Raw genomic sequence first — 4,075 nt, 5'->3', positions numbered from 1 at the left:
AGGCGAAGTTTGTATGGTAGCCCCGCGGGGATTCGAACCCCGGTCGCGGGATCCAAAGTCCCACATGCTTGGCCGCTACACCACGGGGCTATGCCCGTTGAAGAGATGAGGAGGGAAGTTTATAAATTTTGCTCCATTGTGCGAAAATTTTATAAATCCTCACAATATAATATCCATTGGTAATTAAAAGATTCTGCGGAAGATTCCCATGATATGAAGCCTCACCATCCAGAGGAGGTGGTGGGGATGATTGCAAGGGTGAAGACGGGAATTCCCGGGATGGATGAGGTGTTAAATGGTGGAATTCCCGAGAGAAACGTCGTTCTTTTAAGCGGTGGCCCGGGAACAGGAAAATCCATATTCTCACAGCAGTTCATATGGAGTGGATTAGAACTCGGAGAACCTGGGATTTACGTGGCGTTAGAGGAGCATCCAGTCCAGATAAGGCAGAATATGGCTCAATTTGGCTGGGATGTCAGGAAATATGAAGATGATGGCATCTTTGCAATAGTGGATGCATTTACAGCAGGAATTGGAAAGTCCAGGGAGTATGAGAAATACATAATTCATGACTTAACAGACACCAGAGAGTTCATAGACGTCCTTAGAAGTGCTATAAAAGATATAAACGCGAAGCGCGTTGTTATAGACTCCGTAACGACGCTATACATAAACAAGCCCGCTCTTGCAAGGAGCATAATACTCCAGCTCAAGCGTGTCTTGGCAGGTATGGGAGCCACAGCACTCTTCGTGAGCCAGATAAGCGTTGGTGAAAGAGGTTTTGGAGGTCCAGGCGTGGAACATGGTGTTGATGGAATAATCCGCCTTGATTTGGATGAGATAGACGGAGAGCTGAAGCGCTCGCTCATAGTCTGGAAGATGCGTGGAACGAGGCACTCAATGAGGAGGCATCCCTTTGAGATCAAGGATGAGGGAGTAATAGTTTATCCTGAAAAAGTGCTAAAAATTTAAGGGGGTGGGAGGATGGAGGTTCCCTTAAATCCCCTTGGAAGGAAGGAAATACACAGGCTGGAGAGCACACTCCTATTTGGCACTCTCTTTAGACCCGAAGTTTTGGACCTAATAAAAGATCCCGCGGAGAGATTAACGTGGGTGGACAGTTTAGCCGTGGCCGCTGGAGCCCTGGCCAGAGAAAAAGCGGGTATGACCACGAGTGAAATTGCTCAGGAACTTGGGAGAACCGAACAAACAATAAGAAAGCATTTGAAGGGGGAGAGCAAAGCGGGGCAGCTGGTGAGGGAAACCTATGAGCTCATAAAAGGGGGGAAGCTTGAGAACGTTTTCACATCATTAGAGGAGTGTAGAGAATACAGAGAAAAATACGAGAATCTGAAGAGAGAACTCGAGAGGATAAAAGATGAGATAGAAAAACTCCTTAAGTGATCAACCCTTTCCATTTTTCCTGTCGAGGGCTTCTTCCCATGTGAGGATCATGTGTGTGAATGTCCCTTCCTCCTCCTTTATGCCCCTCTTAACCTCAGAAACGTGGGCATATTCTGCCTTAAATTGTTCTAAAATATAGTCCACGGCTTTTTCCGGATCAGCCTTCTCACCACAGGTATAAACATCGAGAGCTGCATATTTTTCCTCAGGCCATGTGTGAACGGATATATGGCTCTCCGCTACGATGACCATCCCGCTCACTCCGGTCGGGGAGAATTTAAAGAAGTAACTTGCCTTCACTTCCATATCGCTGACCTCAGCCGCTTTTAGAAAAATCTCCCGTATTCTGTTTGCATCGCTCAAAATTTCTTCGTTGCACCCTGCAGCTTCAACAATGTAGTGGTATCCAATGGTATCAGTCATCGCGACCACCCCATGTTTGATTAAAAGGAAAGGAACTGAGTTTTAAATCTATCGTTAATCCAAATAAACTTAACTCCCGAAGTTCCTGCGCCTGATGTTTATGGGGGCAATTGCTTCCCGATAAAACTCCCTTAACCTCCTCGTATGCTCCTCCACCCATTCGCCGCTGACCTTTTTCCTTGCTAGACCCTCTTTAATAGCCTCTTCTGCAACAGCTCTTGCTTCTCTGGGATACACATCGGGATGCAGCGGCGATGGAATTATATACTCGTCGGTCAGCTCATCACCCACAACGCTTGCAATGGCTTCGGCGGCGGCTATGTTCATTCCAAGCGAGATGTCTTTCGCATTCACATCAAGAGCTCCTCTGAAAATTCCGGGGAATCCAAGGACATTGTTTATTTGATTTGGAAAATCGCTTCTTCCCGTTGCAACTATTTTAGCACCACCGCGCTTTGCATCATCGGGCATTATCTCGGGAACAGGATTTGCCATCGCAAAAACAATTGCATCATCCGCCATTTTGGATACCATATCCGGACTCACTATTCCCGCAGCACTAACTCCTATGAAGACATCAGCTCCCTCCATAGCTTTAGCCAAATCACCTTCAATCCCATGGATGTTGAACCTTGCCAATTCGCGCTTGTAAGGATTCAAATCATCCCTTCCCTCATGGATTATACCTCTTCTATCCACAGCTATTATCTCTCTAACTCCTTTATAATGAAGGAGCTTTGCTATTGCAGTTCCTGCAGCACCTGCACCGCTTATTGCGACCTTTATATTACCAAAGTTCTTTCCCACGAGCTTCAAAGCATTCATCAAAGCCGCAAGGACAACGACGGCTGTACCGTGCTGGTCATCATGGAAGATCGGAATCTCGAGCTCCCTTTTAAGGCGCTCCTCGATTTCAAAGCATCTCGGAGCGCTTATGTCCTCAAGATTAATTCCTCCGAAGCCCTTAGAAATGAGCTTCACCGTATCTACAATCTCGTCAACATTTTTGCTGTCAATCAGAATAGGAAACGCGTCCACACCTGCAAGTGCTTTAAAAAGGACGCATTTTCCCTCCATAACCGGCATTCCTGCCAAAACTCCAATATCTCCCAGACCCAGAATTGCACTACCATCCGTAACAACCGCAACCGTATTTGGGATTATGGTGTAATCTTCATAACTTTCTCCCTTTTCAATGGCCTTGCACGGCTCGGCAACTCCCGGCGTGTAAGCCAAGCTTAGATCATAAAAATTCTCAATCTTAACCTTTGGAATAACCTCTATTTTTCCGTTTCCGGGAAAATTGCCCCTGTGATAGACAAGAGCATCTTTCTTAAGATTTCTTCTCTGTTCTTCGCTAATCCTCAATTTAAACACCTCCAATCCTATCAACACCAATCTTATCCGCTATTTCGTCAAGTTCCTTCAAAACCTTTTTGTAAATGGGAATTCCAATTTTGAGCCTTGTTTCCTGGGTTAAAAATCCTTTCTCGCCGTGAATCCATATCCTCTCAAAATCAGGATGCTTCTTCGATGACTTTATCTCGCCTATCATTTTGGTCATGCGTTCCTTAAACTCTTCCAGAGGAGTAAAAGCTTCAATATTTATTGCCATAAAGAAGTGATCCACCTCGCTTTTCCTCTCATTTGTGTTCTTCACGTGCCTGCTCCAGGTTCCACCGCTCAAAATTCCGCTTAAAATATCCACCATGAGGCTCAGACCATACCCCTTATGCCCTCCAAAAAGCTCTCCCAAACCGCCCAGAGGAAGCAGAGCTCCCTCATTAAATACCGCTTCAACATCTCTTGTTAAATTGCCGCCCGCATCAATCGCCCATCCTTCGGGAATTGGTTTATTCTTCCTCCTATAAACTTCCAGCTTCCCAATTGGGACAACACTAGTTGCCATATCGAGCAAAAATGGTTTATCCTTTGTGGGTGCGGCCAAAGCTATGGGATTTGTTCCCAAAAAACGCTCCACACCTCCTGTTGGCGCCACTAAGGGGCGAGAATTTGTCATGCTTATCCCAATCATTCCCTCCCGAGCAGCCATCAAAGCATAGTAACCAGCAATTCCATAATGATTGCTGTTCCTCACCGCAACCACACCAATTCCACTATCTTTAGCTTTTTCAATAGCCAAGCTCATTGCTCTTTGGCCTACAACCTGCCCGAGACCTTCATCTCCATCAATTAGAGCATAAGAGGGACCTTCTCTTAAAATCTCAATTCTGGGATTTATGTTAAT

4 protein-coding genes, 1 tRNA gene and 1 pseudogene are annotated in these 4,075 nt (G+C 45.7%); 2 read left to right on the top strand and 4 right to left on the bottom strand.

What is annotated here, in order from left to right:
• Positions 1-14: 14 nt before the first annotated feature.
• Positions 15-90 (bottom strand) — tRNA-Gln (locus ACXJGZ_RS02750).
• Positions 91-246: 156 nt separating this feature from the next.
• Here ACXJGZ_RS02750 and ACXJGZ_RS02745 point away from each other — a divergent pair.
• A complete protein-coding gene (locus tag ACXJGZ_RS02745) occupies positions 247-972 on the top strand; it encodes a KaiC domain-containing protein (protein ID WP_293257908.1) in 726 nt (241 codons plus the stop codon).
• Between the two features lie 12 nt (positions 973-984).
• Positions 985-1,297: pseudogene (locus ACXJGZ_RS02740) on the top strand (helix-turn-helix domain-containing protein); the annotation flags it as partial.
• A 107-nt stretch (positions 1,298-1,404) separates the two neighbouring features.
• Here the strand turns inward: ACXJGZ_RS02740 and speD are convergent.
• The 3 genes from speD to ACXJGZ_RS02725 all read right to left on the bottom strand — a co-directional run.
• Positions 1,405-1,827 (bottom strand): adenosylmethionine decarboxylase, encoded by a 423-nt coding sequence (gene speD, locus ACXJGZ_RS02735; RefSeq protein WP_456321129.1) that lies wholly within the window; start codon positions 1,825-1,827, stop codon positions 1,405-1,407.
• Between the two features lie 69 nt (positions 1,828-1,896).
• The gene (locus ACXJGZ_RS02730) at positions 1,897-3,195 is read right to left on the bottom strand and encodes an NAD(P)-dependent malic enzyme (protein WP_456321130.1); all 1,299 of its coding nucleotides are present in this window, start codon (positions 3,193-3,195) and stop codon (positions 1,897-1,899) included.
• A 1-nt stretch (position 3,196) separates the two neighbouring features.
• Positions 3,197-4,075 (bottom strand): Ldh family oxidoreductase (locus ACXJGZ_RS02725; protein ID WP_456398254.1); only part of this gene is annotated, 879 nt, incomplete at its 5' end.

Source organism: Palaeococcus sp. (in: euryarchaeotes), assembly GCF_053987695.1.
Note: the sequence above shows the minus strand (reverse complement) of the source record. Positions and strands in the feature narration are given on the sequence as shown.

What these genes read in the sequence shown, in the direction of transcription:
- ACXJGZ_RS02745 (WP_293257908.1), top strand. Translation starts at nt 247, where the DNA reads ATGATTGCAAGGGTGAAGACGGGAATTCCCGGGATGGATGAGGTGTTA.
- speD (WP_456321129.1), bottom strand. Translation starts at nt 1,827, where the DNA reads ATGACTGATACCATTGGATACCACTACATTGTTGAAGCTGCAGGGTGC.